The 25,713-nt window shown below is 68.0% G+C and carries 24 protein-coding genes and 1 tRNA gene; 5 read left to right on the forward strand and 20 right to left on the reverse strand.

Translation table 11 applies throughout. The annotated features are described in order from the left end of the window. Positions 1-136: 136 nt before the first annotated feature. Positions 137-859, forward strand: a complete 723-nt coding sequence (locus AACX88_RS08045) for a rhomboid family intramembrane serine protease (RefSeq protein ID WP_339392522.1) — start codon at positions 137-139, stop codon at positions 857-859. 8 nt (positions 860-867) lie between these two features. Here the strand turns inward: AACX88_RS08045 and pth are convergent, their stop codons facing one another. The 6 genes from pth to AACX88_RS08075 all read right to left on the reverse strand — a co-directional run bounded on the left by pth (position 868) and on the right by AACX88_RS08075 (position 6,072). Beyond that, complete coding sequence (gene pth / locus AACX88_RS08050) at positions 868-1,470, reverse strand: aminoacyl-tRNA hydrolase (protein ID WP_339392523.1); 603 nt, start codon at positions 1,468-1,470, stop codon at positions 868-870. A gap of 151 nt (positions 1,471-1,621) precedes the next feature. Then, entirely contained in the window at positions 1,622-2,263 is a 642-nt protein-coding gene (locus AACX88_RS08055; RefSeq protein ID WP_339392524.1) for a 50S ribosomal protein L25/general stress protein Ctc, read from the reverse strand. A 137-nt stretch (positions 2,264-2,400) separates the two neighbouring features. Next, positions 2,401-3,411: an alpha/beta fold hydrolase gene (locus AACX88_RS08060; RefSeq protein WP_339392525.1), complete on the reverse strand. Its 1,011-nt coding sequence runs from the start codon at positions 3,409-3,411 to the stop codon at positions 2,401-2,403. A 133-nt stretch (positions 3,412-3,544) separates the two neighbouring features. Continuing rightward, positions 3,545-4,516 carry a ribose-phosphate diphosphokinase gene (locus AACX88_RS08065; RefSeq protein ID WP_339392526.1) on the reverse strand — a complete coding sequence of 324 codons (972 nt, stop codon included), beginning with the start codon at positions 4,514-4,516 and terminating at the stop codon, positions 3,545-3,547. Beyond that, positions 4,513-5,967 (reverse strand): bifunctional UDP-N-acetylglucosamine diphosphorylase/glucosamine-1-phosphate N-acetyltransferase GlmU, encoded by a 1,455-nt coding sequence (gene glmU / locus AACX88_RS08070; protein WP_339392527.1) that lies wholly within the window; start codon positions 5,965-5,967, stop codon positions 4,513-4,515. The genes AACX88_RS08065 and glmU overlap by 4 nt, the downstream gene beginning before the upstream one ends. Positions 5,968-6,000: 33 nt before the next feature. Continuing rightward, positions 6,001-6,072: transfer RNA gene (locus AACX88_RS08075), tRNA-Gln, on the reverse strand. A gap of 64 nt (positions 6,073-6,136) precedes the next feature. On the opposite strand from AACX88_RS08075, the gene AACX88_RS08080 reads away from it, so the two are divergent. Beyond that, a complete protein-coding gene (locus AACX88_RS08080) occupies positions 6,137-6,553 on the forward strand; it encodes a hypothetical protein (protein ID WP_339392528.1) in 417 nt (138 codons plus the stop codon). A 77-nt stretch (positions 6,554-6,630) separates the two neighbouring features. On the opposite strand, the gene AACX88_RS08085 is transcribed toward AACX88_RS08080, so the two are convergent. Together AACX88_RS08085 and ispG are read right to left on the reverse strand one after the other, a co-directional pair. Then, entirely contained in the window at positions 6,631-7,509 is an 879-nt protein-coding gene (locus tag AACX88_RS08085; RefSeq protein ID WP_339392529.1) for a GNAT family N-acetyltransferase, read from the reverse strand. 11 nt (positions 7,510-7,520) lie between these two features. Next, positions 7,521-8,669 carry a flavodoxin-dependent (E)-4-hydroxy-3-methylbut-2-enyl-diphosphate synthase gene (gene ispG, locus AACX88_RS08090; RefSeq protein ID WP_339392530.1) on the reverse strand — a complete coding sequence of 383 codons (1,149 nt, stop codon included), beginning with the start codon at positions 8,667-8,669 and terminating at the stop codon, positions 7,521-7,523. Positions 8,670-8,847: 178 nt separating this feature from the next. Between ispG and AACX88_RS08095 the strand changes: the two genes are divergently transcribed. Next, the gene (locus AACX88_RS08095) at positions 8,848-10,323 is read left to right on the forward strand and encodes a serine hydrolase domain-containing protein (RefSeq protein ID WP_339392531.1); all 1,476 of its coding nucleotides are present in this window, start codon (positions 8,848-8,850) and stop codon (positions 10,321-10,323) included. Positions 10,324-10,470: 147 nt separating this feature from the next. Here the strand turns inward: AACX88_RS08095 and AACX88_RS08100 are convergent, their stop codons facing one another. The 3 genes from AACX88_RS08100 to dxr are packed head-to-tail and all read right to left on the reverse strand — an operon-like array spanning position 10,471 to position 13,926. Beyond that, entirely contained in the window at positions 10,471-11,118 is a 648-nt protein-coding gene (locus AACX88_RS08100) for a hypothetical protein (protein WP_339392532.1), read from the reverse strand. A gap of 4 nt (positions 11,119-11,122) precedes the next feature. Next, a complete protein-coding gene (locus AACX88_RS08105; protein WP_339392533.1) occupies positions 11,123-12,658 on the reverse strand; it encodes a M50 family metallopeptidase in 1,536 nt (511 codons plus the stop codon). Beyond that, a complete protein-coding gene (dxr, locus tag AACX88_RS08110; protein ID WP_339392534.1) occupies positions 12,655-13,926 on the reverse strand; it encodes a 1-deoxy-D-xylulose-5-phosphate reductoisomerase in 1,272 nt (423 codons plus the stop codon). Before dxr ends, AACX88_RS08105 begins: the two co-directional genes overlap by 4 nt. A gap of 92 nt (positions 13,927-14,018) precedes the next feature. Here dxr and AACX88_RS08115 point away from each other — a divergent pair, with 92 nt between their 5' ends. Further along, complete coding sequence (locus AACX88_RS08115) at positions 14,019-15,218, forward strand: acyl-CoA dehydrogenase family protein (RefSeq protein WP_339392535.1); 1,200 nt, start codon at positions 14,019-14,021, stop codon at positions 15,216-15,218. 95 nt (positions 15,219-15,313) lie between these two features. On the opposite strand, the gene AACX88_RS08120 is transcribed toward AACX88_RS08115, so the two are convergent. From AACX88_RS08120 to rpsB, 8 genes are all read right to left on the reverse strand, one after another. Beyond that, on the reverse strand, positions 15,314-16,024 hold the full coding sequence (locus AACX88_RS08120) for a hypothetical protein (protein ID WP_339392536.1): 711 nt from the start codon (positions 16,022-16,024) through the stop codon (positions 15,314-15,316). Further along, positions 16,017-16,577 (reverse strand): DivIVA domain-containing protein, encoded by a 561-nt coding sequence (locus AACX88_RS08125; protein ID WP_339392537.1) that lies wholly within the window; start codon positions 16,575-16,577, stop codon positions 16,017-16,019. The genes AACX88_RS08120 and AACX88_RS08125 overlap by 8 nt, the downstream gene beginning before the upstream one ends. A 199-nt stretch (positions 16,578-16,776) precedes the next feature. Continuing rightward, positions 16,777-18,015, reverse strand: coding sequence for a 23S rRNA (adenine(2503)-C(2))-methyltransferase RlmN (gene rlmN / locus AACX88_RS08130; RefSeq protein ID WP_459891904.1), 1,239 nt, complete (start codon positions 18,013-18,015; stop codon positions 16,777-16,779). Positions 18,016-18,191: 176 nt separating this feature from the next. Then, positions 18,192-19,340 (reverse strand): phosphatidate cytidylyltransferase, encoded by a 1,149-nt coding sequence (locus AACX88_RS08135; protein WP_339392539.1) that lies wholly within the window; start codon positions 19,338-19,340, stop codon positions 18,192-18,194. Continuing rightward, complete coding sequence (frr, locus tag AACX88_RS08140; protein WP_339392540.1) at positions 19,340-19,897, reverse strand: ribosome recycling factor; 558 nt, start codon at positions 19,895-19,897, stop codon at positions 19,340-19,342. The genes AACX88_RS08135 and frr overlap by 1 nt, the downstream gene beginning before the upstream one ends. Positions 19,898-19,985: 88 nt before the next feature. Then, complete coding sequence (gene pyrH / locus AACX88_RS08145; protein WP_339392541.1) at positions 19,986-20,738, reverse strand: UMP kinase; 753 nt, start codon at positions 20,736-20,738, stop codon at positions 19,986-19,988. A 161-nt stretch (positions 20,739-20,899) separates the two neighbouring features. Continuing rightward, the gene (gene tsf / locus AACX88_RS08150; protein WP_339392542.1) at positions 20,900-21,727 is read right to left on the reverse strand and encodes a translation elongation factor Ts; all 828 of its coding nucleotides are present in this window, start codon (positions 21,725-21,727) and stop codon (positions 20,900-20,902) included. Positions 21,728-21,760: 33 nt separating this feature from the next. Further along, positions 21,761-22,744, reverse strand: a complete 984-nt coding sequence (rpsB, locus tag AACX88_RS08155) for a 30S ribosomal protein S2 (protein ID WP_339392543.1) — start codon at positions 22,742-22,744, stop codon at positions 21,761-21,763. Positions 22,745-23,388: 644 nt separating this feature from the next. Between rpsB and AACX88_RS08160 the strand changes: the two genes are divergently transcribed. Further along, positions 23,389-24,411: a peptidoglycan DD-metalloendopeptidase family protein gene (locus AACX88_RS08160; protein WP_339392544.1), complete on the forward strand. Its 1,023-nt coding sequence runs from the start codon at positions 23,389-23,391 to the stop codon at positions 24,409-24,411. A gap of 139 nt (positions 24,412-24,550) precedes the next feature. Here AACX88_RS08160 and AACX88_RS08165 read toward each other — a convergent pair whose 3' ends face one another. Next, the gene (locus tag AACX88_RS08165; RefSeq protein WP_339392545.1) at positions 24,551-25,699 is read right to left on the reverse strand and encodes a tyrosine recombinase XerC; all 1,149 of its coding nucleotides are present in this window, start codon (positions 25,697-25,699) and stop codon (positions 24,551-24,553) included. Positions 25,700-25,713 lie beyond the last annotated feature (14 nt).

A 25,713-nucleotide genomic window follows, 5' to 3' on the forward strand; every position in this document is an offset into this window, starting at 1 on the left:
ACCTGCGGCGAAGCCCGCCACCGGCATCGCACACCGCACACACCCGGCCCCGGAGCCGCCTCTGCGCTCCCTCACGAAACGGTCACGACGCCGCGTCTCTGGGCTTTCTCCAAAGTTCGTGGCCGATAATCGGAGCATGAGCTCGAAGAACTCCCCCCGCTTCACCGCCGAGGAATCCCGCGTCCTCTTCGGCACCCCATCCCCCACATCCACCTCCGCCCAGACAGGCACTCCCACGAGTATGCGCGAGCGCATGCGCACGGCCCTCGGCCAGGGCGGCGGGCTCTCCCGCTTCGCCCCGGTCTTCATCCTGCTCGCGATCATGTGGATCATCGAGATCGTCGATGCGATCGTCCCCGCCGACCTCGACCTGCTCGGCCTCCAGTCCTGGAACCCGCTCTCCCTCTACGGGATCGTCACCTCCCCGCTGCTCCACGCCGGCTTCGGCCACCTCCTGGCCAACACCTTCCCGTTCCTCATCCTCGGCCTCTTCATCGCCGCCGAGGGCGCCCGCCGGTTCTGGCTGGTCACCGGGATCGTCGCGCTCGTCGCGGGCCTCGGGGCCTGGCTGACGACGATGCCCGGCCACTACATCGTCGGCGCGTCGGGCATCGTGTTCGGCTACTTCGGCTACCTCGCCGTGCGCACATGGTTCACCGAAGATGTCGTGCGCAAGATCATCTACTTCGCGATCGGCCTCTTCGTCTTCGTCACCTACGGTGCCTCCCTCGTCTTCGGCATGTTCCCCCAGGCCAACGGGGTGTCCTGGCAGGGTCACCTCTTCGGCTTCATCGGCGGCGTCCTCGCGGCGTGGCTCATCCACCGCAGGCGCGGCTCACGGGCCCGCGTCGAGAGCTGATCGCGACGTCAGCTGCGGGCGTGGAACTTCGCCTGCACGGGCTCGAGGCCCTCGACGATGCACATCTCGACGGCGTCGGCGGCGTCTGAGACGAGGATCGGCAGGGTCTCCCGCTCCGCCTTCGCGAACGGGCTGAGCACGAAGTCCGCGGTGTCCTGGCGACCGGCCGGACGTCCGACCCCCACCCGGATGCGCACGTAGTCCTTCGTCCCCAGCGCCGAGGTGGTCGACCGCAGGCCGTTGTGCCCGCCTTCTCCCCCGCCGACCTTCGCCTTGATCGTGTCGAAGGGGATGTCGACGTCGTCGTGGACGGTGATGATGCGGTCGGGGCCGATGCCGTAGAAGTCGGCGACCTGCTTGAGCGGCCCTCCCGTCTCGTTCATGTACCCCGTCGAGGTGGCGAGCACGACCCGGGGCCCGGGCAGTCCCGGAACTGCTCCGTGCGGCAGACGCCCGGTTGCGACGTTCGCGCGCAGCTTCGACCGCGAGAGGGTGATGCCCATCCGTGAGGCGAGTTCGGCGACGACCATCTGTCCGATGTTGTGCCGGGTCGACTCGTACTTCGGTCCCGGATTGCCGAGTCCGAACACCAACCACGCCTCGCTGCTCATCGCCGCCCTCTCATCTCTCGTCCCCCGCTTGCTGCGGGCTCGGTTCCCCAGGATAGACAGATCGGCGGGCCGCCATGCTGGCGGCCCGCCGATCGGGTCATTCGAACCTCGACTCAGTCGGGGATCGATGCGCTCTCACGCTGGACTGAGGTCACTCCTCGTCGGAGCCCTCGGACTCGGCCTCGTCGGCTGCGCCCTCTTCGGTGGTCTCTTCCTCAGCGGTCTCGTCGGCATCGGACTCGGTGTCCATCTCGACCTCTTCGGAGATGTTGACGACGAGCAGCTCGGGGTCGGCGACGAGCTCGACGCCGGCGGGCAGCTCGACCTGTCCGGCGAGGATGTGCTCACCGGCAGGGCGGCCTTCGACGGTGACCTCGAAGCCCTCGGGCAGCTTGGTCGCGTCGGCGAGGACCGAGAGGGTCGACTCGACCTGCGAGACCATGGTGCCGGGGGCGGCGTCGCCGACGACGTGGACGGGGACGTCGACCTCGATCTTCTCGCCGCGCTTGACGATGATGAGGTCGAGGTGCTCGATCTCACGGCGCACGGGCTCGATCTGGACGTCGCGGGCGATCGCGAGGATGTTCTTCGAGCCGTCGGTGCTCTCGATCTCGAGCAGCGCGTTGGCGTGCTTGAGGGCCATCATCGTGGCGTGTCCCTCGAGCGAGATGTGGACGGGGTCTCCGCCGTGACCGTAGACGACGGCGGGGACGCGACCGGCGCGGCGGATGCGGCGGGCAGCGCCCTTGCCGAATTCGTCGCGGGGTTCTGCGATGAGCTTGAAGTCAGCCATGTTTCTCTCCTTCGTGGTGAATGTCTGCACCACGGCGAAACAGTCTGAGACATCACCGGGTGCGCGTGGGCGCACCTCAGTGGGTCAGGACCGCGTCGATCACGGAGACTCGCGTCTCCCTCGCCGAGGCAACCCGACTATTCTACGGCACCGTCCTCGACCGGTCCAAGTCGTGCGGTCACCGCCTCGGCGCAAGCCTGGATGCCCTCCTCGGTGAGCAGGATGTCGTAGTGGTTCGTGCCGAGGACCTCGACGGTGTCCATCTCGGGCCACCGCCTGCGGTAGTCGGCGACGAGCTCCGGCGGATAGAGGCCGGGTTCGGCGGCGAGGAGGTCGCGTTCGGCGAAGAGGAAGGCGACGTCGGCCTGCCGTTCGGCATCGCCCATGACCGCCTCGAGTGCGGCCGGGTAGGCGGTGCCGGAGTACATGTCCGCGGAGTCCTCCTGCATCGCAGCCACCGAGGTGGACGGCTGGAAGCTGTCGTCGTCCTTCGCGGCGAGGTCGTAGACGAAGCTCTCGGTGGCGACCGTGTCGAGGCCGTCGGCGAAGGCCGGGTGGGCGGCGAAGAAGGCGAGGTACTCCTCGACGGTCGCGAAGCTCATCGACAGCCGTTCGGCGGCGGGACCGAGCACTGCGGCGATGAGATCGTCGGTGTCGAGCGCGGCGTTGAGGTCCTCGTCCGCGGTCCCCGGCACGGCCAGGGGCAGGCCCCCGTCGATGAGGACGGGTCCGCGGAAGCGCACGGTCGCCTCGGTGTCGGAGTCGACGTCCGCGGCCCCGATCGCGGCGGGCAGACCGGCCAGGGTCATGGCGACGAAACCGCCCATCGAATGCCCGGCGAGGGTGACGACGCCCCAATCCGAGAACGTCTCGATGGCCCTGAGCACATCCTCGGCGTGCGCGACCATTCCGTAGGGTCCGGGCAGCAGCCGGGAGTCCGCGCGCCCGCGCAGGTCGGGTCCGATGATGCGCACGCCCGGCAGCAGCGGAACGAGGCCTGCGAAGAAGAGATGGTTCGAGGTGATGCCGTGGATGACGCATACGGTGGGCACGGGGCCGGGTTCGGCCGAGACCGGCTCCCACACTCCGACGGAGAGCTGACCTCCGGCGACGTCCACCCGGTAGCGGTTGTAATCGTGCGTCGACATCGTCGCAGTCCCTTCGCTCGGCCGTGGCTCTGACGCCGCTTCCGGCGCTGCCTCCAGTGTAGAGCGAACCCCCGCCCGAAGGCGGGGGTTCGTCGGGCCGGAGCTGCTCCGGCAGGCGGGATGCGGTCGCGGCTCAGACCTCGAAGAGGCTGGTGACCGATCCGTCTTCGAAGACCTCGTGGACGGCGCGGGCGATGAGCGGGGCGATCGAGAGCACCGTGAGCTTGTCGAAGATCTTGTCCTCGGTCAGCGGCAGGGTGTTGGTGACGATGACCTCTTCGGCCACGGAGTTCGACAGGCGCTCGACGGCGGGACCGGAGAACACAGCGTGGGTGGAGACGACGATGACGCTCTTCGCCCCGGCGGCCATGCACGCATCGGCGGCCTGGACGATCGTGCCGCCGGTGTCGATCATGTCGTCGACGAGCACGCAGGTGCGGCCCTCGACCTCGCCGACGACGCGGTTGGCCTTCGTCTCGTTCGGTCGGGTGATGTCGCGGGTCTTGTGGATGAACGCCAGCGGCACTCCGCCGAGCGCGTTCGACCAGTTCTCGGCGACCTTGATGCGTCCGGCGTCGGGTGAGACGACGGCGAGGTCGCCCGGGTAGTTGTCCTTGACGTAGCCGGCGAGGATCGGCATCGCGATGAGGTGGTCGACGGGTCCGTCGAAGTACCCCTGGATCTGCGCGGTGTGGAGGTCGACGGTGATGATGCGGTCGGCCCCGGCGGTCTTGTAGAGGTCGGCGACGAGGCGGGCGGAGATGGGCTCACGGCCGCGGTGCTTCTTGTCCTGACGGGCGTAGGGGAAGAAAGGAGCGATGACGGTGATCCGCTTCGCCGAGGCCCGCTTGAGGGCGTCGACCATGATCAGCTGCTCCATGAGCCATTCGTTGATGGGCGCGCTGTGGGACTGGAGGACGAAGACGTCGCAGCCGCGCACCGACTCGGAGAACCGGACGTAGATCTCGCCGTTGGCGAAGTTGTAGATGTCGGTGGGCAGGAGCTCCGTGCCCAGATTCTCCGCCACCTGCTCAGCGAGTTCGGGATTGGCCCGTCCGCTGACCAGGACGAGCTTCTTGTCGCCCGCCGTCGTTATCTCGTTCACTGATCCGTCTTCCCCTCGGATGCGGCCTCGGCGGCCTGCGCTGCAGGCGTGCCGGGGCGGTTGGCTTCGACCCAGCCCTCCAGGTTGCGCTGCGGTGCCACGGTGATGGCGAGCGCTCCTGCAGGGACATCCTTGCGCACCACGGTCCCGGCGCCCGAGTAGGCGCCGTCGCCCACCGTGACGGGGGCGACGTACATGTTGTCCGAGCCCATCCGCGCGTGCTTGCCGATCGTGGTGCGGTGCTTGGCGACACCATCGTAGTTGACGAACACCGAGGCGGCGCCGATGTTCGTGCCCTCCCCGATCTCCGCATCGCCGACGTAGGACAGATGCGGCACTTTCGCGCCGGCGCCGATGTCGGAGTTCTTCGTCTCGACGAACGTGCCGATCTTGCCTGCGGCCCCGAGCTTCGTGCCCGGGCGCAGGTAGGCGAAGGGCCCCACCGAGGCGTCGGGGCCGATGATCGCGAGCTCCGAGTGGGTGCGCACGACCTGGGCGCCGGCACCGACCTCGGTGTCCTTGAGCGTCGAATCGGGTCCGACGACGGCACGGTCGCCGATGTCGGTGGCCCCGAGCAGCTGCACACCGGGCAGGAGGGTGACGTCGGCGCCGAGAGAGACGTCGACGTCGATCCACGTCGTGTCCGGGTCGATGATCGTCACCCCCGCGCGCATCCACTTCTCGCACGTGCGGCGGTTGAGCTCCTTGCCCAGCTGGGCGAGCTGCACGCGGTCGTTGGCGCCCTCGACCTGCCAGAGGTCGTCGGTCGCGGTCGCGGCCACCGGCAGGCCCGCATCGTGGGAGACGCCGACGACGTCGGTGAGGTACTTCTCCCCCTGGGCGTTGTCCGTGGTCAGGGCCGCAAGCCCGGTGCGCAAGGCGGTCGCGTCGAAGGCGTAGATGCCGGAGTTGATCTCGTGGATGGCCGCTTCGGCCTCGGTGGCGTCCTTCTGCTCGACGATGCGCAGGAGGTTGCCCGCCCCGTCGCGGACGATGCGTCCGTACCCGGTGGGATCGTCCACCTCGGCGGAGAGCACGGTCACGGCGTTGCCCTCGCCCTCATGGACCTCGACGAGGCCGTTGATCGTCTCCGTCGTCAGCAGCGGGACGTCGCCGTAGGTGACGACGACGGTGCCGGCGAGCTCGGCGGGCAGCTGGGTGAGCGCGCATTCGGTGGCGCGCCCGGTGCCCGGGACCTCGTCCTGGTCGGCGACGAGGACGGTGCGGGTGGAGGTGATGGAGAGGTCGTCGAGGTGGGCGACGAGCTGGTCGCGCTCATGGCGGACGACGACGACGAGGTGATCGGGTGCGGTGCCCTCAGCCGCGGCGATCGCGTGGTGGAGGAGGGAGCGTCCGCCGATGGGGTGCATCACCTTCGGCAGTGCCGACTTCATGCGAGTGCCCTGGCCGGCGGCCAGGACGATGACGGCAGTGGGACGGATCTGCGGCATAGAGGGAATCCTTCGCAAGTCGGATGGGGCCAGCTCCGCCCATAGGATTCGAACCTATACTGCACGGCTCCAAAGGCCGGCGTGCTGCCATTACACCAGGGCGGAACAGCGTGCGCCAGTCATAGGGCCCGCGCTCACGAACACCCATCATGCCATTACGATGAACGGTATGGAAATTCTGCGCGAGGTTCTCCTCACCCTTCATCTTATCGGCATGGCGATCATCGTGGGAGGCTATTTCACGGTCATCCGCTCCCCTCGCGTGCTGCCGGGAATGCTCCACGCATCGTACCTCCAGCTCGTCACCGGTCTCCTCCTCGTCGGCCTCGCCGAGATGGGCGACGGCCAGGTCAACCACATGAAGATCGGCATCAAGCTGATCGTCGCGATCCTCGTCACGGTCTTCGCCTTCATCGGCAACCGGCAGCAGAAGCGGTTCACGGCCGAACTCGAGGCTGGGAGCGCCTCGGCGGGATCCGGAGGGGCCGGAATCGTCACGGCGACGAAGAACCCCTCGGCGACGATGGCGCACCTCACCTTCGCCTTCGCGATCCTCAACGTCCTCGTCGCGGTCTTCGTCCGCTGACCCTGCCCCTCTCGGCAACCCTCCGGGCGCTGAGCAACCCTGCGCAAGGTTGCCGAGCGCCCGGAAGGTTGCTCGGATCAGTACATGACGGTGGCGAAGGTTCCGACCTGGTCGAAGCCGACCCGTCGGTACATCCGCAGGGCCGCCTCGTTGTAGTCGTTGGCGTAGAGGCTCACTGTCGGGTGCCCGGCCGCTCGGGTCTGGGCGACGACGGCGGCCATGCCAGCGGCGCCGAGACCCTGGTTGCGCACCTCGGGGTGGACCCACACGCCCTGGACCTGGACGATCCGGGGTGAGCGGATGCCGATGTCGGCCTTGAACAGGACCTGCTCGGCACGGTCGGTGGCCGGCCACCTCGGCGCTGGACCGCCCTGCGGGAGTCTCGTGTCGACGCGGACGAAGCAGTTTCCGCCGCGGATGATGCCGCGGACCCGGGCGAGGTAGCTCGACTCCCCGCCTTCGACGGGTGAGAACCCGACCTCTTTGGTGAACATGTCGACGCTGGCGGGGAAGACGGTCGGCAGCTGATCGACGGTCGCGAGGCTGACATCGGGGTCGGGGTCGACGAGCGGGTCGGAGCTGATCGCCAAAAGCGGCTGCCGGTCCCGGACCCCACGGGGTCGACCCCAGTTGAGCCGACTGTCGAGGTCCATGATGACTTCGCGCCGGCCGATGAGGGAGCACGAGGAGCGGCCGTCGGCGTTGAGTTTGCGCGCGAGCACCTCGTTCGTCGCCGGGGTCGCCGAGACGGGGATGATGTTCCCGCCCACCCAGTACGCGGCGACCGGGCGGTCACCGTCGAAGATGCCGTAGAGCGTCCCCCCGGGTGAGCCGGTCTGCGCGGTGCCGGTGACGTTGAGGAGGGCGAGTAGGTAGACGTTCTCGCACGGATTGAGGGTCAGCTGGCTCTTGAGCCACGCCGTGTGCCGATGCCCGAGTGGAGCGATTCTCAACACATCCGGATCTCTCAGCCGACGACGACTTCCGGCGGACCGGAGGGAACGTCGGAGTCCTCGGCGATGCGCATGGCCTCTTCGATGAGGGTCTCGACGATGAGCGATTCGGGCACGGTCTTGATGACCTCGCCCTTGACGAAGATCTGGCCCTTGCCGTTGCCGCTGGCCACCCCGAGGTCGGCTTCGCGGGCTTCGCCGGGTCCGTTGACGACGCAGCCCATGACGGCCACGCGCAGCGGCACCTCCATGCCCTCGAGTCCGGCAGTGACCTTCTCGGCGAGCGTGTAGACGTCGACCTGGGCGCGACCGCAGGACGGGCACGAGACGATCTCGAGTTTGCGCGGCTTGAGGTTGAGGCTCTCGAGGATCTGGTTGCCGACCTTGACCTCTTCGACTGGGGGCGCGGACAGCGAGACGCGGATCGTGTCGCCGATGCCGCGGGAGAGCAGGGCCCCGAATGCCGTGGCGGACTTGATCGTGCCCTGGAAGGCCGGTCCCGCCTCGGTGACGCCGAGGTGGAGGGGCCAGTCGCCGCGTTCGGCGAGCATCTCGTATGCCCGGACCATGATGACGGGGTCGTGGTGCTTGACGGAGATCTTGAAGTCGTGGAAGTCGTGCTCTTCGAACAGCGAGGCCTCCCAGACGGCGGATTCGACGAGGGCCTCAGGCGTGGCCTTGCCGAACTTCTCCATGATCCGCTTGTCGAGGGATCCGGCGTTGACGCCGATGCGGATCGAGGTGCCGGCGGCCTTGGCCGCGGCGGCGATCTCCTTGACCTGGTCGTCGAACTTGCGGATGTTGCCGGGGTTGACGCGGACGGCTGCGCAGCCGGCGTCGATCGCGGCGTAGACGTACTTCGGTTGGAAGTGGATGTCGGCGATGACGGGGATCTGCGATTTCTGCGCGATGGCCGGCAGGGCGGCGGCGTCGTCGGCCGAGGGGCAGGCGACGCGGACGATGTCGCAGCCGGAGGCGGTGAGCTCGGCGATCTGCTGGAGGGTGGCGTTGATGTCCGTCGTCGGCGTCGTCGTCATCGACTGCACGCTGATCGGATAGTCGGATCCGACTCCGACCTTCCCGACGTGGATCTGCCGGGTCTTCCGCCGAGGTGCGAGGACGGGAGGCGGAGGCGCGGGCATTCCGAGGTTGACCGATGTCACGAAGACGATCCCTTCATTTCGGCTGTCAGCGGCTGGATCGCAGTCGGCGCAGCCGGGTAAGTACGAGTCAGTCTCATTGTAGGACGACAACGGCGTCTGCAACCGGTCGGTCCCGGTGGGATCCCTCACGACCTGGGCGTTGCCTGTCAGTGTCAGGGGCGGGTGCGACACTGATCACATGAACCACCGGCCCCGCCCAGAGAGCTCCGTGACCGACCTGGTGCGCCCTGACCTCGACGTCGTCACCGCGCGTCTGCGTCGTGCCGCCGACGAACTGGCGGCGATCGGCGGCGAGCTGTCCTACGGGGTGCTCCACCGGCGCGGGCCGGGCGATGCGCAGGCAGTGTCGCCAAGCCCTCATCGGCCCTACCGGATCGCGTCGATGACGAAGTCGTTCACGGCAGCGATCATGGGTTCGCTCGAGAACAGCGGACTCAACTACGACTACCCCATGTACTTCATGGTCCCCGACCTCAAAGGCACCGCCGTCGGCGAACTCACCGCCCGCGAATGCCTGACCATGGGCACGGGGTTCGCCAAGGACGATCCGTGGGCGGACCGGATGGAGTCGATGAGCACGTTCGACTTCCTCACCTTCCTCCAGCGCCCGCTCAACCCCATCGCCGAACCGGGCACCGGCTTCGAGTACTGCAACCTCGGCTATGCCCTGCTCGGTCTGGCCGCCGAATCCGTGACCGGACGAACGTTCCCGGAGATGGTGACCACCGAGGTGACCGCTCCCCTGCAGATGACCCGCACCGGTTTCGACGTCGCCGACTTCCCCGACCTCGTCCCTGGGCTGCGCATCGACCGGCACGGTCGGGCTCACCCCCTCGAACCCACTCGGCCCGGTGCGTTCTCCCCGATCGGCGGCATGGTCTCCACGGTCGCCGACATCTGCAACTGGATGAACGTCCACATGGACTCCCTCGACTCCGAGGCGAGCACGGCCCCAGGAGCGTGGTCGCATGTCCTCGCCGACAACCAGCAGCCGCGGCGCCCTGTCGCCGTCGAGACCAGCCGCCACCACACCGAGGAGGTCCACTACGGCTACGGGCTCATGCACCGGGCCGACTCCCGCTTCGGGAAGGTGCTCTGCCATTCGGGCGGCTACCCCGGCTACGGCTCGCACATGCGGTGGTTCCCCGAGCTCGATTTCGGCATCGTCGTGCTCGGCAACACGACGTACTACCCGGCCGAGCGCATCGTCCGCGACGCCGTCGACGCCGGCTGGCTGACAGCGACCGGACGGGCCGAGGAGATCCCTGACCTCAGGCCCGATGAGGCGCTGGTCAGTGCGACACCCGTCCTCGCGCGCGAGTCCATGCCCGCAGCAACTCACCCGCTGCCGTCGGGTCCGCGGACGGGCAGAACCGTGCTCGGCGCCGTCGCTGCGACCCTGAACTGGGACGACGCGTTCGCCGATGCGCACTTCGCGGTGAACATGGACCTCGACGAACCGCGAGCGGAGAGGAGGGAACGCACCGCGGAATGGATGAGAGAGAACGGCATCGACGCGACCCGGCCGGTCACGGTCGACGACCTGACGATGGAGCACCGTCTGCTCGGGTCGGTGGCGATCGCGGAAGGAGTGACGATCACGGTCCGGCTCGACCACCTCGGCGACGTCCAGGCGATCACCCTGAGCGACTGAGTCCGAGGCGCCGACTGCGACCGTCGCGTGGCCGACGGCGACCACCGCGCAGACGGCGACCACCGCGCCGACTGCGACCGTCGCGTGGACGGCGGCGAAACGACGCCCGTCAGCGGCGGGGCGCGATCACTCCCGTGGGGTCATCCGTCATGTCGTCGGCGACCCGGGTTCACCGGTCAGCGCGATGACGTCGGCCCACGACCAGCGCACGTCGATGTTGCCCGCCGAATCGGGCCCCCGATTCCGGGTCACCCAGCTGACATCGGAGACCCAGTCGGCGGGGACGATGTGCAGTGCGAGCGAGGCGTCGCCGCGATCGACGTCACCGGCCCACACGAGGACAGCACCGAGCGTCGGACTGAGGACCCAGCGTTCGGCTCGGGTGCCACCCGCGTTGCGAAGCGCTGTCGCGTACTCTCCGATGCGGTCGACGGGCTGCGCTTCGAGGTCGATCATGTGCCAGTACCCTGCCCACTGCATGCCGTCCGCTTCGATCGCGAAGCGGTAGGCCTCGACCTCTTCGGCGCTCACCCCGGTTCCGCCTCCGCGGGAGACGTCTCCGCGCCACGCCAGGGGCACGATCCTTGCGGCACCGCGGACGAGGACCGGCACGCTGGGACCTGCCCACCCATCTGCGGTCGCCGCGCACACCGTCGGCGGCGGACCGTCGGGACGCCTGAGGAACTCCCGCCCCGCATGGGGCAGCAGTGCGCCGTCGACGAGGGAGCCGTGCCCGAACGACTCCGCTGCCCCGCGATGGACGTCGAGGTCGAGGTCGATGCGCCGGCGCGTCACCGTCTTACCCGGCCGAACGGAAGATCGCGTCGAGCGTGATCGGTTTGACGAGGTCGACGTAGACGAGGAGTGCGGTCATGGCGAGCATGAGGCTGATGACGACATACGTGAGCGGCAGCAGCTTCGCGGTGTCGAACGGTCCGATCTTCCCCCGGCCCCGCCAGCGGTTGATCCGCCGCCTGGCCCCCTCATAGAGGGCGACGGCGATGTGTCCGCCGTCGAGCGGCAGCAGCGGGATCATGTTGAACGCGAAGAGGAAGATGTTGAGGGAACCGAGCACGCCGAGGCCGAGCTGCGCCTTCTCGACGACCTGCAGCTCATCGGTCGAGACGATCTCTCCGGCGACCCGGCCGACGCCGACCATGCCGACGAGTCCTTCCGCGTCGCGTTCCTTCGCGCCGGTCGCGACCTGGGTGATGTCGACGAGCTTGACGGGCAGGGTGATGATGGCCTTGAACACTCCGGTGACCTGATCCCATACCGCACCGGGGAACTCGTTCAGCGGCAGCGGCTGCCGCTCCTGGACGGGTCCGATGCCGAGGAATCCCTGCGTCACGGTCTGCGGGGTGCCGTCGGGGTTCGTCATCGGCCGTCCGCGATCGTCGACGCGGGGGCGCTCGTGGGCGATGATCGGCACGGTCACCGTCTGCGGCTGCCCGTCGCGAACATAGTCGATCTCGACCCGCTCACCGGCGTGGTCCTTGATGACGGAGGAGAGTTCGTCCCAGTTGCCGGTCCTCACCCCGGCGACCGAGGTGATCTCATCGCCGGGCTTGAACCCGGCCTCCCACGCGGGGGTGAGCTGATCGCCGGGCTGGCACGTGTTCTGCTGCGCGGCCGGTCGCTGCGCCGCCTCCGAGGCGGGCACGGCGCATTCGACGACGGTGGCGACCGTCGTCGTCGGCGTCATCACGCCGATCCCCATGAGCGAGATCGCCATGATGATGATCCCGAGGACGAGGTTGACGAACGGTCCCGCGAACATGACGACGAGCCGCTTGGGCACGCTGAGCGCGTAGAACGTCCGATGCTCCTCCCCCGGCGCGATCTCGTCGTTCGACATCTCCCGGGCATCGGCCATCGTGTTCTCGAACAGCCGCCCCTTCCGCTTCCGCGGCCGCTTGCCGTCCGCATCCGCGCCGAGCACGTCCTCATCGCTCGACCCGGCCGACTGAGTCGCGGGGTCATGCGTCGTCGGTGCTGCCGTCGTCGCTGTCGCCTCGCCGAGGCGGTCGGTCGTGGCCTCGTCATCGACCGGGGCGGTGAGGGCGGGCTCCCCCATGCGCTTCTTCGTCGCCTCGAGCGGCGGGTACATGCCCGGCATCGCGATGAAGCCGCCCAGCGGCAGCGCCTTGATCCCGTACTCGGTCTCACCGCGCTTGAACGAGAAGAGGGTCGGACCGAAACCGACCATGTAATGGGTGACCTTGACCCCGAACTTCTTCGCCGGGGTGAGATGGCCGAGTTCGTGGAGGGCGATCGAGATCGAGATCCCCAGCAGGAAGAGGAGGATCCCGATGATGAAGAGGACCGCAGTCATCGCACGCCCTCACCCGTAGCACCGGCGGCAACGGCAGTGCGGGACCCGGGCTGGCCGGGGCCGGCCTGACCGGCGACATGCTCCAGGGCGAAGTCCCTGGCCCAGGCATCGGCGGCGAGCACGGTCTCGACCGTGTGCTCGGGTGCCGGCTCGTGCGCGGCCAGTGCCTTCTCCAGCCCCGAGTCGATTCCCGTGAACGGGATGTCGCCGGCGATGAACGCCTCGACGAGGACCTCGTTGGCGGCGTTGAAGACCGCCGGGTAGCTGCGCGCCTTCTTCCCAGCCTCGATGGCGAGACCGAGCGCGGGGAACGCGACATGGTTGACCGGTTCGAACGACCAGTGCATGGGCTGACCCCAGTTGTTCGGCACGGCCCCCGAGGCGATCCGCCTCGTGCTGCCGTCGTCCTGGGTGCCCAGGGCGTACGCGATGGGCAGTCGCATATCGGGTGGGGAGATCTGGGCGATCGTCGAGGCATCGGCGAACTCGACCATCGAATGGATCTGGCTCTGCGGGTGGACGACGACCTCGATGCGGTCGAAGTCGATGCCGAAGAGCAGATGGGCCTCGATGACCTCGAGCCCCTTGTTGACGAGGGTGGCCGAGTTGATCGTGATCATCGACCCCATCGACCACGTCGGATGCTTGAGCGCCTGGGCGGGGGTGACCCGGCTCAGCGCTTCCCGGGTCATGCCGCGGAACGGCCCGCCCGAGGCGGTGATGACGAGCTTGGCGACCTCACCGTGGGTGCCTGAGCGCAGGGCCTGCGCGATCGCCGAATGCTCGCTGTCGACAGGGATGAGCCTGGCCCCCGAGGCTGCGGCGGCATCGAGGACGAGGGAGCCGCCGATGATGAGGGACTCCTTGTTCGCCAGCGCCACATCGGTGCCGGCCGCAAGGGCCGCGAGGGTCGCACCGAGCCCGGCGGCACCGGTCACCGCGTTGAGGACGATGTCGGCGGAATGGGCGGCGACCGCCTCGGCGGCGGTGTCCCCCAGATGAATCTCACGAACGGGAACATCGATTCCGCGGCCTGCGGCGAGTTCGGACAACCGTTTCCGCACTCCTGCTTCGCCGCCGGCAGGGGGCGAGGTCAGCCCGATGACGGGGACGGAGAAGTCGAGCGCCTGCCCCAGCAGAAGGTCGATCTGGGACCCTGCGGCGAGGCCGACGACTGCGAAATCCGTTGCGTTCTCGGCCAGGACGTCGAGGGCCTGAGTGCCGACCGACCCGGTCGACCCGACTACAATGACATTACGTTCGTTCACGCCTACCGATGATGCCAAAGTTCTCTGGGAAATGACTCGACACAGGAGTTCTCGGCGTGGGCGGAGCAAGTTCAATGGCGAGAGAGGTATAGATGAGTGCAACGATGAGCCCCGATGAGATTCTGGGATTGGATTCGGTCTTCGACGCCGACGACCTCGAATTCGCGCACGTCGTCCGCAAATGGCTCGACGAGAACGTCCGCGAGAAGATCGGCGACTACTTCCTCGATGCCACGATTCCCGCCCGTGAGCTCGCAGAGGGTCTCGGTGAGCTCGGCGTCCTCGGGATGCACCTCGAGGGCTACGGCTGCGGCGGTTCGACGGCCACCCAGTACGGCCTCGCCTGCCGTGAGCTCGAAGCCATCGACTCGGGACTGCGCTCGCTCGTCTCCGTGCAGGGATCGCTCGCGATGTTCGCCATCCACCACTACGGTTCGGAGGCGCAGAAGGAGGAGTGGCTGCCGAAGATGGCCGCCGGCAAGGCGCTCGGCTGCTTCGGCCTGACCGAACCCGACGTCGGCTCCGACCCGTCGGGGATGAAGACCACCGCCCGCCGCGACGGCTCCGACTGGATCCTCAACGGCGCGAAGATGTGGATCACCAACTCCCCGGTCTCCGATGTCATGGTCGTGTGGGCGAAGACCGAGGAGACCGACGACAAGGGCCGTCCGGTCATCCGCGGCTTCGTCGTCCCCTCGGACACCGAGGGCGTCCAGACCCCGGAGATCCACCGCAAGATCTCGCTGCGCGCCTCGATCACCGGTGAGATCGTCCTCGACAACGTCCGCCTCCCCGAGGATGCGATGCTGCCGAAGGCGAAGGGACTCAAGGCCCCGCTGAGCTGCCTCTCCGAGGCCCGCTTCGGCATCGTCTTCGGTGTCACGGGTGCCGCCCGCGACGCCCTGCTCTCGGCCATCGAGTACACGGGGACCCGGATCCAGTTCGACCGTCCGATCTCCTCGTTCCAGATCTCCCAGCAGAAGCTCGCGAAGGCCTTCGGCCAGTATTCGCAGATCACGCTGCTCGCCGCTCACCTCGGCCGGCTCAAGGACTCCGAGAAGGGTGTGCGCCCCGAGCAGATCAGCCTGGGCAAGATGGTCAACGTCGACACGGCGATGAACGTCTGCCGGGACCTGCGTGCGCTCTTCGGCGGTTCGGGCATCACGAGCGAGTACCCGCCGCTGCGTCACGCCGTCAACCTCGAGACCGTGCTCACCTACGAAGGCACCCACGAGGTCCACCAGCTCACGCTGGGCAGGGCTCTCACCGGGATCAACGCCTTCGCGAACTGAGGCTGCGCGTCGGTCGGGGAATCCGACCGGCACAGTCGTCCCCGCCCCGTTCCTCCGTGCCGTCACCGGCGCCGAGGTGCGGGGCGGTTCGCGTATCAGGCCTCCGTGCCCAGCGTCTCCCGCAGCCAGGGCAGGCTCTCGGCGGCGGTGAGCGGACCGTCGTCGGTGAGGACGAGCAGTCGGTTCGGATCGAGGGCGACGACCTCGGCGGATTCGACGCGGGAATCGCGCATCGCCTGGTCGAGGTTCGCCGTCTGCCCGACGATGCTCACGCCCACGCCCTCGAAGCGGGAGCGGACGACCTTGACCGAGGCGCGGCCCGGTTCGATCGGGTCGGCGTCGATGGTCTCGACGTCGACGAGAACGGGAGAGGCATCGTCGTCACCGGCGGTACCGTCACCGCCGGCACCGCCACCAGCGACCTCACCGGTGCGCGCGTCGACGACGACGCCGAGGCGCATGGCCGCCAGGATGCTCAGAGCACGGGAGACGGCAGGCACGTCGGGGGCGATGCGCAGACGGGTGGACCCGTTGTCGACACCCATCGCCCGGAGGATGCCGGCGAGCTTCGCAGACCGGTCGAGCGCCTCGGCGCGGTCGAGTTCGACCGGCACGGACAGCGCCTTGATGAGGCGGGGGTCGGTGACCTCGCGGCCGTCGACGAGCGGGGTCTCCGGGACGTCTCCGGTGACCACGGTGTCGTCGGCGCGCCCCATGACGATCGGGTAGTCGAGGACCTCGTAGACCGGGTTGAGGGTGCCGGGGTTCGACACGTCGGGCTTGGTGAAGTAGTGGAAGTCAGTCAACGGAGGCCATCACCTCGACGACACGGTCGATGAACGCGTCGACCTGGTCCTCGTCGTAGGCCTTGTTGCCCTTCGCGGTCTTGAACAGGACGCGGCGGACCTGGTCGACGCTCATCGCGACACCCTGGGTGAAGTAGGAGTTGACCTTCTCGCACATGTCGTCGACCTGGGCGATGTCGTAGCCGATGACGCCGGCCGGCGGGTTGTCGAACCGCTCCCCCGACTCGCGGACGAGGCGTCCCCGCAGGGACGCGGCGACACGGGTGAGCTCCTGCACCCACGCGTCCTGACCGGACTGGGCGATGAGCCGGTCGCGGGCCTGCTTGGCGAAGGCGTCCTCGAGACGGTCGAGGGCGGCGTCGACGACGGCGACGTGGTAGCCCTTCCGGACGAGGTCGAAGCCGACGGTGCGCACGGCCCGGGAGTCGAGGTCGCCGGGCTGCGGGGTGGGCCGTTCGAAGGACTCCCTGGCCCTCTTGAAGAAGCTGTCGACCTGCTTCGGGTCGTAGCCGTTCTTCCAACCGGACATGCGGGGGAACGTCGTGTCCGCCATGATTCCTCCGTTTAGCGTGTGTCGTTTCCACCATGATAGATGGAAGCGTCGGTCATGTGCCGCGGCAGGCGGCACGCAGGTCGCGATCGGCGAGCCGACTCGATCAGATCGGTGCGACCGGACCGGCCGGCCGGGCCGGTCCGCAGCCGGGCCGGTCCGCAGCCGTGCCGGTCCGCAGCCGGGTCGGTTCGCGGCCGGGTCAGTCCGCGGCGGCGAGCTGACCGCAGGCCCCGTCGATGTCGGAGCCGCGGGTGTCGCGGATCGTCGTCGGCACCCCGGCGTCGACGAGGCGGCTGACGAATTCGTCGGCCACAGCCGGGTCCGAGGCGGTCCACACCGAGCCCGGGGTCGGGTTGAGCGGGATCGGGTTGACGTGCACCCAGCCGCGCCCGCGCGCGTTGAGCTTCTTCGCAAGCAGGTCCGCGCGCCACGCGTGGTCATTCATGTCCTTGATGAGCGCGTATTCGATGCTCACGCGTCGGCCGGTGACCTTGTAGTAGTTGTATGCGGCGTCGATGGCCTCGTCGGCCTTCCACCGCGTGTTCACCGGGATCATCTCATCGCGGAGTTCGTCGTCGGGGGCGTGGAGGCTGAGCGCGAAGGTCACGGGGATGTCCTCGGCGGCGAGCTTGTTGATGCCGGGCACGAGCCCGACCGTCGACACCGTGATCCGGCGCGCCGACATGCCGAGCCCCTCGGGGGCCGGGGCGACGAAGCGGCGCACCGCGTTCATCACGCGCTTGTAATTGGCCAGGGGTTCGCCCATGCCCATGAAGACGATGTTCGTCACCCTCTCAGGTCCTCCCGCCGAGGCGGCCGTGCCCGCACCCGACACCGCGGAGTCGGTCTCGCCCGGAGTCTCCCCCTGCTCCTCATCTGCTTCGGCGCCGAGGGCGACCTCGTCGTCGGCATCGGCGTTCGCCTTCGCGGGGGCGAGCTCACCGGCGGCGATGGCCTGGTTGGCGCGGATGACCTGTTCGACGATCTCAGCCGTCGACATGTTCCGGGTCAGACCCTGCTGACCGGTGGCGCAGAACGGGCAGTTCATGCCGCACCCGCACTGGCTCGAGACGCACAGCGTGATGCGGTTGCGGTAGCGCATGAGCACGGACTCGACGAGCGCGCCGTCGAAGAGACGCCAGAGGAACTTGATCGTGTCCCCATTGGTCGTCGTCAGGCGGCGCACCTCGGTGAGCAGCGGCGGGAAGAAGCGCTCCTGCAGGGGTGCGCGCAGGTCCTTGGGCAGGTCGGTCATCGACTCGACGTCCGTGTGGTACCGCGTGAAGTAGTGCGTGGAGAGCTGCTTGGCGCGGAACGCGGGCAGACCCATCTCGGTGACGGCCGCGACGCGTTCCTCCATCGTCATGTCCGCCAGATGCTGCTGCGGCTGGGTCACACGGGGGGATTTGAAGTTCAGCAGCGGGCGACCGTCGCGCATCGGCGTCGTCGACGTGGTTCCGTCGGCGTGCTCGACGACGGGCCTGACCTGTCTGCTTCCGGCTGGTGAATTCACGTCCCCATTGTCTCATGGCCGCCCGGACTCCACTCCGTTCCGGGACCACAGTGTGAGGCGAACCTCGGCGGACCGCCTCGGCGAGGGAGAGCCGGGACCACTCAGAGGTAGCCGGGAAGGAAGGAGAACATGACCAGCGCGACGGGCGCTGTCGGAAGGATCGAGTCGAGGCGGTCCATGACGCCGCCGTGGCCGGGCAGCAGGGTGCCCATGTCCTTGAGGTGGAGGTCGCGTTTGATCATCGATTCGCTGAAGTCGCCGAGGGTGGCGAAGGCGGGGATGACGACACCGATGACGAGCCCGGTCCAAAACGGGGCGTCGAAGAGGGTGACAGCCAGCGTCGTGGCGACGGCTGCGGTGAAGACGACCGAACCGAGGTAGCCCTCCCAGGACTTCTTCGGCGAGATGCGCGGGGCGATGGGGTGCTTGCCCCAGAGGACGCCGAAGACGTAGCCGCCGGTGTCGGAGGCGACGACGCTGGCGAGGAAGAGGATGACGTAGAGGTTGCCGTCGGGCTGGGTGAGCAGGTAGACGACGAAGCAGGCCATCAGGCCGACGTAGGTGAGCGCGAAAAGCGAGAGGGAGACGTCCTTGACGGCGTTCTTGCGGCGTTCGACCATCGTGAAGAGCATGACGGCGCCGGCGCTCGCGGCGAAGGTCACCCACAGTGCCTCGCGGCCGCCGAAGTAGGTGGCGACGACCATGCAGGCTGCGGAGATCATCGTCGGAATGCGCGAGACGAGGGAGCCCGAGCGCGAGAGCGCGTTGGCCAGCTCCCACATCGCGGCGACGATCGCGACGAGGATGATGAAGAGGAAGGAGACGGGGAAGAAGATCAGGGAGACGAGGACGACTCCGCCGATGAGCAGCCCGATGCCGATCGCCGCGGGCAGGTTGCGCCCGGCCCGGCCGTAGTCCTTGGGTTCGGGGACGACCTCGACCTCGACCTCGGCGGCAAGCGTCTCCTGGGTGTAGACCGTGTCGGTGCCGCGCAGGTCACGCCGCTTCGGGAACGGCTTCTGCGCGGGGGCCTCCGCGGTAGGCGAAGGAGCCTCCGCGGTCGGGGCAGGGGTCACAGGGGTCGGCGCAGGAGCCTCGGCGGTCCACGCCGGCACCATCGGGGGTGTCGCCGGCGGGGGCGGGATGGGCGCGGGGGAAGCCTGCTCGGCCGATGCAGGGGTACCCCGATCCGACCCCTTCTCGGGGGTCGGATCGGAGGTGGGACTGTTCGGCCCGGTCAACGCGATCATCAGACCTCGAGCAGCTCGGCTTCCTTCTGGGCGAGCAGTTTGTCGATGGCGTCGACCTTCTTCTTCGTGATGTCGTCGAGTTCGGAGATCGACCGGGTGACCTCGTCCTCGCCGGCTTCGCCGTCCTTCTTGATCCGCTCGAGGGTCTCCTTCGCGTGGCGGCGGATGTTGCGGATCGAGACCTTGCCGTCTTCGGCCTTGCCCTTGACGATCTTCACGTACTCCTTGCGGCGCTCCTCAGTGAGGTCGGGCAGGACGACGCGGATGACGTTGCCGTCGTTGGCCGGGTTGGCGCCGATGTCGGAGTTGCGCAGTGCGGTCTCGATGTCGCCGAGGGTGCCCCGGTCGTAGGGGGTGACGAGGATCGTGCGGGCTTCCGGCGTCTGGAACGACGCGAGCTGCTGGAGCGGCGTCGGAGCGCCGTAGTAGTCGATCTCGATGTTCGCGAAGAGGGCGGGATTCGCGCGGCCGGTGCGGATCGACGCAAAGTCCTCTTGCGTGAATTCCACGGCCTTGTCCATCTTCTCCCTGGCCTCTGCCAGTGTTTCTTCAATCACGAGACACTCTTTTCAGTCGATTGGAGCTGTGTGAACATTCTATGGGTCCGACGTCACGTTTTGCTGACACGGACCGTTGCGGTTTGGGCTACTTGACCAGGGTGCCGATCTTCTCCCCGGCGATGGCCTTGCGCAGGTTGCCCTCGCCTTCCATGCCGAAGACGTGCATGGGCAGCTTGTTGTCCATGCAGAGGGAGAACGCGGTGGCGTCGACGACCTTGAGGCCCTTCTGCAACGCCTCCTGGTAGGTGATCTCGTCGATCTTGACCGCGTTGGGGTCGATCTTCGGGTCGGCGGTGTAGACGCCGTCGACGCCGTTCTTGGCGATGAGCACCTCGTCGGCGTGGATCTCGAGGGCGCGCTGGGCGGCGACGGTGTCGGTGGAGAAGTAGGGCAGGCCGGCGCCGGCGCCGAAGATGACGACGCGGTTCTTCTCCATGTGCCGCATCGCGCGGCGGGGAATGTAGGACTCGGCGACCTGCGACATGGGGATCGCGGTCTGGACGCGGGTGTCGACGCCGAGCTGTTCGAGGAAGTCCTGGAGGGCGAGGCAGTTCATCACGGTGCCGAGCATGCCCATGTAGTCGGCGCGGGTGCGGTCCATGCCGCGCTGGGAGAGTTCGGCACCGCGGAAGAAGTTGCCGCCGCCGACGACGATGCTCACTTCCACCTCGTCGACGGTGGGGGCGACTTCCCGGGCGACGGCAGCGACGACATCGGGGTCGACGCCGATGCTGCCACCGCCGAAGACCTCGCCGGAGAGCTTGAGGAGCACGCGACGGCGGTGGGTGCGCACCGCGCGGCTGGCGTGACTCGATTCGTGTACCGGGGTGGATGTCATTGAGGTCCTTCTTCCATGCGTTCGGCGCCGCCGCAGGCAGCGCCGATCCGGGTGGTTCGTCTGGGTCAGTCTAGCGAAAACGGGGCCGGACCAATCGGTCCGACCCCGTCATCGGATCTCACGGGAGGCTCAGTCGGCTCCCGCAATGATCAAGCGGCGGTTCAGGCTCCCACGCGGTAGCGGAGGAAGCCGGTCGCCTTGAGGCCTGCGGCCTCGAGGACCTTGCCCACGGTCTGCTTGGGATCCTTGGCGAATCCCTGGTCGAGCAGGCAGTTCTCCTTGAAGAAGCCGTTGACGCGGCCTTCGATGATCTTCGGCAGAGCCTGTTCGGGCTTGCCTTCGTTCTTCGCGGTGTCCTCGGCGATGCGGCGCTCGTTCTCGACGAGCTCGGCGGGGACGTCTTCACGGGAGAAGTACTTCGGAGCCAGGGCGGCGATGTGCACAGCGACATCGTGGGCCACGGTCTGGTCGTCGCCTTCGTAGCCGAAGAGAACGCCGACCTGCGGGGGCAGGTCCTTGTTCGTGCGGTGGAGGTAGGACTCCACCTTCTGGCTCTCGAGGCGGCCGACGCGACGCAGGTCGACCTTCTCGCCCAGGGCGGCACCGGACTCGGTGATGAACTGGGCGACGGTCTTGCCGTCGGCCTCGACCGAGAGCAGCGCTTCGGCCGACTCGGACTTGTTCGACACGGCGAGTGCGAGGACTTCGTCGGCGAGGTCGATGAAGCGCTGCGACTTCGCGACGAAGTCGGTCTCCGAGTCGAGCTCGATCATGGTGCCGACGCCGCCGTCGACGAAGGTCGCGACGAGTCCGTCGGAGGTGGCACGGCCTTCGCGCTTGGTGGCGCCCTTGAGGCCCTTCACGCGGAGGAGTTCGATGGCCTTCGCCTGGTCGCCGTCAGCCTCGTCGAGGGCCTTCTTGACGTCCATCATTCCGGCGCCGGTCTTCTCGCGCAGTTCCTTGATGTCAGCGGCAGTGTAGTTTGCCATTCTTTCTCCTATTGGTGGTGGAGGTGAGTGAGATCAGGACTCGGTGGTCTCAGCGGCGGCCTCGGCGGCTTCGGCGTTGGCCTCAGCGGTCTCGGCGTTCGCTTCGGCAGCCTCGGCGGCGCCTTCTGCTGCGGCATCCGTGGCGGGCGTCGCGGTGGTCTCCTCGGCCTGGGCCTCGGCTGCGGTGGCAGCGGCGGCGGCTTCGGTCGAAGCGTCGTCGGCGTCGGTCTTCGCCTCGGCGGCGTTGCCTTCGAGGAGCTCGCGCTCCCACTCGGGCATCGGCTCGACGGCGGAGACGTTCTTCTCACCGGACTCGTCGTCACCGGCGTGGCGGGCGATGAGGCCCTCGGCCACGGCGTCGGCGATCACGCGGGTGAGCAGCGAGACCGAGCGGATGGCGTCGTCGTTGCCCGGGATCGGGTAGGTGACGTCGTCGGGGTCGCAGTTGGTGTCGAGGATGGCGATGACCGGGATGCCCAGCTTCTTCGCCTCGTCGACGGCCAGGTGCTCCTTCTTCGTGTCGACGATCCACACAGCGGACGGGGTGCGCTGCATGTCGCGGATGCCGCCGAGGGTCTTCTCGAGCTTGTCCTTCTCGCGACGGAGGATGAGGAGTTCCTTCTTCGTGTGCGAGGAGCCGGCAACGTCGTCGAAGTCGATCTCTTCGAGTTCCTTGAGGCGGCGCAGACGCAGGGAGATGGTCTGGAAGTTGGTGAGCATGCCGCCGAGCCAACGCTGGTTGACGAAGGGCTGGCCGACGCGCTTGGCCTGCTCGGCGATGGACTCCTGGGCCTGCTTCTTCGTGCCGACGAAGAGGATGGAACCGCCGTGCGAGACGGTCTCCTTGACGAACTCGAACGCGGTGTCGATGAAGCCCAGCGACTTCTGCAGGTCGATGATGTAGATGCCGTTGCGCTCGGTGAAGATGAAGCGCTTCATCTTCGGGTTCCAACGACGGGTCTGGTGTCCGAAGTGAACGCCGCTGTCGAGCAGCTGGCGGATGGTGACGACGGCCATGCCGACGCCCTCCTTTCCTGTGCACCCGCATCGGGTGCGTTGTGCCACGGCCGTCCGACAGCAGAATGCTGGCGGCGACGATGACTGTTTCGGTTGATTCCTGGCATCCGGTTCACCCGCCCCACACGCGCGGACGCATGCACCTTGGGGTGGAGAAGAGATCGGATACGCGTAGTCAGAAGACACGCTTCTGCTGAGGCCAGTCTATCCCGGCAGGCCAAGCCTTCGCCAATCGGGGGTGGAGGCTCAGTCTCCTCGCCGAGGTGGTGGTTGCGATGGGCGCTGAGCCATCGTCTCGGAGATCCGACTTGTGCTCGCCGAGGTGTGGACGGTTTCGCGTCTGCCCGGGCTCGTTGCTCGCGTCTCCCGTCATCCTCGACGTCCAACCGTGCGGCGACCGAACTGGTGCGCAGTCCCGGGGGCCGCCGTTCGGTGACAATCAGCCCAGGTGGGCAGGTCCGTATCCCCGGCCGAGCGCGGGCGCTGGTCATGTCGTGTGCACAGACTCACTCGACCACTCGTGTACTGCCGGCTGTGGACGGACCGCCGACTCGTGTGCGCTGGACCTGTGGACGCTCAGGTGCCGTCCACAGGTGGATTCTCGGGTGCTGACACCGGATGCCCGATCGTCTTCCATGGTCGCTATGGCCCTCTCCTCGTCGACCCCGTTGCCGCACCGTACTAGGGCGGCGGCACTGTGCTCCACTGTCGCACTCCTTGCTCTCCTCGCCGCGCTCCTCCCTGTTCTGCCCCTCCCCGGTCTCGCCGTCACCGCAGCCGCGGCACCCTCTGCCACCTCGGCGACCTGGGTGACACCGGTGCCGGCCATGGAGATCGTCACAGCCTTCGACCCGCCGAAGGAGACCTGGCTGGCCGGGCACCGGGGCATCGACGTCCGTGCGGTGCCGGACGAACCGATGCGCGCACCCACGGCAGGGACGGTGAGGTTCCGCGGGTCGGTGGCAGGGACCGACACGGTGAGCATCACCACCGATACCGGACACATCGTCTCCTTCCAGCCCGCTCGCTCGGACGCTGCTGTGGGTGATCGCTTCGCCGCAGGTGAGGCGATCGGCACGGTGTCGACGGGAGCACACTGTCAGGAGTCGTGTCTCCACGTCGGCGTCTGGCCCAAGGACAGTGACCGGGCGTACATCGACCCGGCACCGTTCTTCGGCCAGGACGCGTCCGTGCTCCTTCCGCTCTCCCGCAAACCTGCCGAGGAGCCCAAGGGCACCGACGACACGTCGTCGGGGGCCGGGGCGTGGGGCGGGCACAAGAACGGTCGCATTCCCGCCTCGGCGCTGTGTCCGCTCAAGACCGCGCCCGGGCACATGCTCAGATGCGATGCGCAGGCGGCGTTCGACCGGCTCTCCTACGCCTATTCGGCGCGGTTCGGTCGCCCGATCTCGATCACCGATTCGTACCGTGACTACGACACCCAGGTCATCCTCAAGCGACGCAAGGGTCGGCTCGCGGCCACACCGGGGACGTCCAATCACGGGTGGGCGCTGGCGACGGACCTCGGCGGGGGCATCAATTCCTTCGGCAGCGCCGAGCATCAGTGGATGCGGGCGAATGCACCGAAGTTCGGGTGGGTGCATCCGTCCTGGGCGAGGCAGGGAGGCTCTCTGCCCGAGGCGTGGCACTGGGAGTTCAGGAAGTGAGGGCTCGGGGTGTGAGGGCCCAGAGTGTGAGCCCTCAGGATGTGGGCGCTCAGGGTGTGGGCGCTCAGGGTGTGGGCGCTCAGGGTGTGGGCGCTCAGGGTGTGGGCGCTCAGGGTGTGGGCGCTCAGGGTGTGAGCCCTCAGGCGCGGGGGTGCGCCTGCCGGTAGGTCTCCTGGAGGCGCTGCATCGACACGTGGGTGTAGATCTGGGTGCTGCTCAGCGTCGAGTGACCGAGGAGTTCCTGGATCTGCCGCAGGTCGGCGCCGTTGTCGAGCATGTGGGTCGCTGCCGAATGCCGCAGCCCGTGCGGGCCGATGTCGGGGGCGTCCGGGTTGAGGGCACCGTAGCGGTGGACGAGCTCACGGACCTGACGGGCCCCGATCCGTCCTCCGCGCACCCCGAGGAACAGCGCATCCCCGCTCCTGGCGGTCGCGAAGCGCTCGCGCAGCCTCAGCCATCGCTCGAGAGCGTCTCGGGCGGGTCCGCCGAAGGGCACCCGGCGTTCCTTGTCGCCTTTGCCGAGCACGGTGATCATCGACCGCTGATGGTCGATGTCGCTGCGGTCGAGTCCGCAGAGTTCGGACACGCGCACGGCAGTCGCATAGAGCATCTCGAGGACGGCGGAGTCGCGTGCGTGCAGTGCCTCGGACGTGCCGTCGTCAGCCGAAGCGGGATCGTCGCCCGTCCTCGTCGGCTCAAGACTGGCGTGTTCCGCATTGCGCTGGTGTGAACCTGGCTCGTCTCCGACGCGCCCTCCGCTGCTGCCGGCAGACCCGGGCACGTCGACAACCGGCTTCTTGGTCATCCGCGACTCCGCGGTCGAGCCCGTTGCGTCACGTAACCCCGCAGAGACGAGGTTCGCCGCCTGCTGCGGTTTGAGCACGGTCGGCAGGCGCGAGTCCTTCTTCGGGGTGCGCAGGCGAGCAGCCGGGTTCGCGGGCAGGCCACGGGCGCTCACGCAGTAGCCGAAGAACGATTTGATCGCCGCGATCTTGCGGGCCACCGTCGACTTCGCAGCTCCTGCGTCGTCGAGGGCGATGAGCCAGGAGCGCAGATCGTCGAGGCTGATGTCGGCGACGGCGATCCTCGCCTGAGAACCACCCGTGTCCGCAGCACCGCCATTGCTGGACTCCCACGAGGGCACCCGTCCCGGCAGATGCGCGGCGTGGGCGAAGAAGTCGCGGACGTCGCCGACGTAGGCGCGGCGCGTGTGTGCGGAGACATCGCGCGCACGCAGGTGGTCAGCGTAGTCGTCGACCACCTCGGGGAAGCGAGGCGTAGTGGTCACGGTTCCAGAGTACG

The sequence above is a fragment of the Brevibacterium metallidurans genome, from assembly GCF_037101285.1.
GTDB lineage: Bacteria > Actinomycetota > Actinomycetes > Actinomycetales > Brevibacteriaceae > Brevibacterium > Brevibacterium metallidurans.

Coding starts and splice junctions, on each gene's coding strand:
- AACX88_RS08045 (WP_339392522.1), top strand. CDS start 137: ATGAGCTCGAAGAACTCCCCCCGCTTCACCGCCGAGGAATCCCGCGTC.
- pth (WP_339392523.1), bottom strand. CDS start 1,470: ATGAGCAGCGAGGCGTGGTTGGTGTTCGGACTCGGCAATCCGGGACCG.
- AACX88_RS08055 (WP_339392524.1), bottom strand. CDS start 2,263: ATGGCTGACTTCAAGCTCATCGCAGAACCCCGCGACGAATTCGGCAAG.
- AACX88_RS08060 (WP_339392525.1), bottom strand. CDS start 3,411: ATGTCGACGCACGATTACAACCGCTACCGGGTGGACGTCGCCGGAGGT.
- glmU (WP_339392527.1), bottom strand. CDS start 5,967: ATGCCGCAGATCCGTCCCACTGCCGTCATCGTCCTGGCCGCCGGCCAG.
- AACX88_RS08080 (WP_339392528.1), top strand. CDS start 6,137: ATGGAAATTCTGCGCGAGGTTCTCCTCACCCTTCATCTTATCGGCATG.
- AACX88_RS08095 (WP_339392531.1), top strand. CDS start 8,848: ATGAACCACCGGCCCCGCCCAGAGAGCTCCGTGACCGACCTGGTGCGC.
- AACX88_RS08105 (WP_339392533.1), bottom strand. CDS start 12,658: ATGACTGCGGTCCTCTTCATCATCGGGATCCTCCTCTTCCTGCTGGGG.
- AACX88_RS08115 (WP_339392535.1), top strand. CDS start 14,019: ATGAGTGCAACGATGAGCCCCGATGAGATTCTGGGATTGGATTCGGTC.
- AACX88_RS08125 (WP_339392537.1), bottom strand. CDS start 16,577: ATGGCGGACACGACGTTCCCCCGCATGTCCGGTTGGAAGAACGGCTAC.
- rlmN (WP_459891904.1), bottom strand. CDS start 18,015: ATGCGCGACGGTCGCCCGCTGCTGAACTTCAAATCCCCCCGTGTGACC.
- AACX88_RS08135 (WP_339392539.1), bottom strand. CDS start 19,340: ATGATCGCGTTGACCGGGCCGAACAGTCCCACCTCCGATCCGACCCCC.
- pyrH (WP_339392541.1), bottom strand. CDS start 20,738: ATGACATCCACCCCGGTACACGAATCGAGTCACGCCAGCCGCGCGGTG.
- tsf (WP_339392542.1), bottom strand. CDS start 21,727: ATGGCAAACTACACTGCCGCTGACATCAAGGAACTGCGCGAGAAGACC.
- rpsB (WP_339392543.1), bottom strand. CDS start 22,744: ATGGCCGTCGTCACCATCCGCCAGCTGCTCGACAGCGGCGTTCACTTC.
- AACX88_RS08160 (WP_339392544.1), top strand. CDS start 23,389: ATGGCCCTCTCCTCGTCGACCCCGTTGCCGCACCGTACTAGGGCGGCG.